This window comes from Cyanobium sp. NIVA-CYA 375 (genome assembly GCF_056108345.1).
Genome location: NZ_JBSYHW010000200.1, coordinates 1 through 1,507 on the forward strand (window position 1 = coordinate 1; position 1,507 = coordinate 1,507).

General features: G+C 51.5%; 3 protein-coding genes. All 3 read right to left on the bottom strand.

Features of this window, described 5'->3' with window-relative positions:
- Positions 1 to 219 precede the first annotated feature (219 nt).
- The gene (locus tag AC01FP_RS17520; protein WP_474481997.1) at positions 220 to 465 is read right to left on the bottom strand and encodes a hypothetical protein; all 246 of its coding nucleotides are present in this window, start codon (positions 463 to 465) and stop codon (positions 220 to 222) included.
- Between the two features lie 580 nt (positions 466 to 1,045).
- Positions 1,046 to 1,252 (bottom strand): hypothetical protein, encoded by a 207-nt coding sequence (locus tag AC01FP_RS17525; protein ID WP_474481999.1) that lies wholly within the window; start codon positions 1,250 to 1,252, stop codon positions 1,046 to 1,048.
- 1 nt (position 1,253) lies between these two features.
- On the bottom strand, positions 1,254 to 1,507 hold a 254-nt coding region (locus AC01FP_RS17530; protein WP_474482000.1), incomplete at its 5' end, for a hypothetical protein.

Sequence of the window (1,507 nt, forward strand, 5' to 3'; positions counted from 1 at the left end):
TTGCAATCGCATGAGGCGAAATTCACCTGAAACCACCTGAGCCCTTTCCTATCATTTTGATGTGCAATTTAGTAGACACCTTGGCGCCGTAAGGCGTTTTTTTGTAGATGACTGCAGGCTTGGAATTCCTCTTTTTCGAGGTGCCCTCAAAGCTGTGACTGGGGTTTGACTTGTTGCAACTGGGGCTCCCAAAATTAAGTACTAGGCAAAATTGGACTACTAAAAATCCCGATTTGCAATAGATGCATAATTATTATGGTTGCGATATTTATTATTAAATTCTACCTCCAGCTCCCTCCTGATCTGCGTGATTGCTTCCCGCACTGCGGCTTTTTCATTTTCTTCGGAGGTAATTATTTGTTTTGCAACTTCGCGAAGCATTTCAATGTCATCGCAAGCGTCAATCTCGCGGAACGCTGTCTCCAGTCGGAACTTTTGCTCCAGTGAAAGTCGGTGATTGGACATGTTATTAGTGGAGCAAAGCCACATGCGAGGGGCCTTGCTGTTTATGGGTTTTACTATTGGACTTCTGAGATTGTAAAAGGGGCTGGGGGGAAGCTTGTAGGCAATGGGTCGACCTCACCATTGGCAAGAGCTCTTGCTCGGATGTACATCTGACTATCCGTGGCGCCCTGAGCTTCCATTGCGGTTGCTACCGTGGCCCAGTTTTTAACTTCAGTGGACATTTGAAAGAATGAATGTCAGACCACCCAATGTTCGCGATCACGTCTTGGTGGGTGCGAGGAGGAAAGCCGCACCACTACCGAACTTCAACGATCAGCAAAAATTGTTAGTTAACACATCTCTAAATATTACAGACTTTTGTTTATGGCTCCAGCGGCTGCAGTGAGTACAGCTGCGAATGACAGACTTCCTCTACGGACGCGGGCAGTGCATAGCAAGCAGCTCCAGGCGGCTATGGAACTGGCGCAGGACCTGCCTGAGCGCCCGGCTGTTTGGTGAGATCAAGGACCAGTAGACCCCGGCTCTCAGCCGATCTGCCCTGCGTGTCCGTAAGCCCTTGTGCTGTGGGCGCAGCAGAGGTTCAGGATTCGTTCAACAGGCTCAGTGCTTCCATCACCTGAAGGCGGATGCCGCCCAGCCGGGTCCAGGCCCATACCGCATCCTTTCTGCTCTGGTAGGGGTGCCAGTCATCCTCAGCGATGCGGCGCTGGAAATGGGCTGCCACACGCAGGGCAACGGCGACATCGCTTCGCCTTACCAATCGCAGCGTTTTCCCTCCGATAACCACATCAGCAGGCATAGCGTTGTGGAGCAATCAGGAATTGACCAGGCTCATTCTCTGCCCTCCCCAGCCCCCTCTCGAACCAGAATCGGGAAACAGCCTTTGGTCCAGTCACCAGAATATGCATCGTCACCGCAGTAATTAATAGTCCCATCATGCGCTGCTGCTGTGCCAACACCCTTTTGCCGTAACTGTTCAGGGGGGAGAAAGCTCCGTGGCAGTTCCGCTCTTGACAGACCTCTGAAAACAGCTTGGATCTCA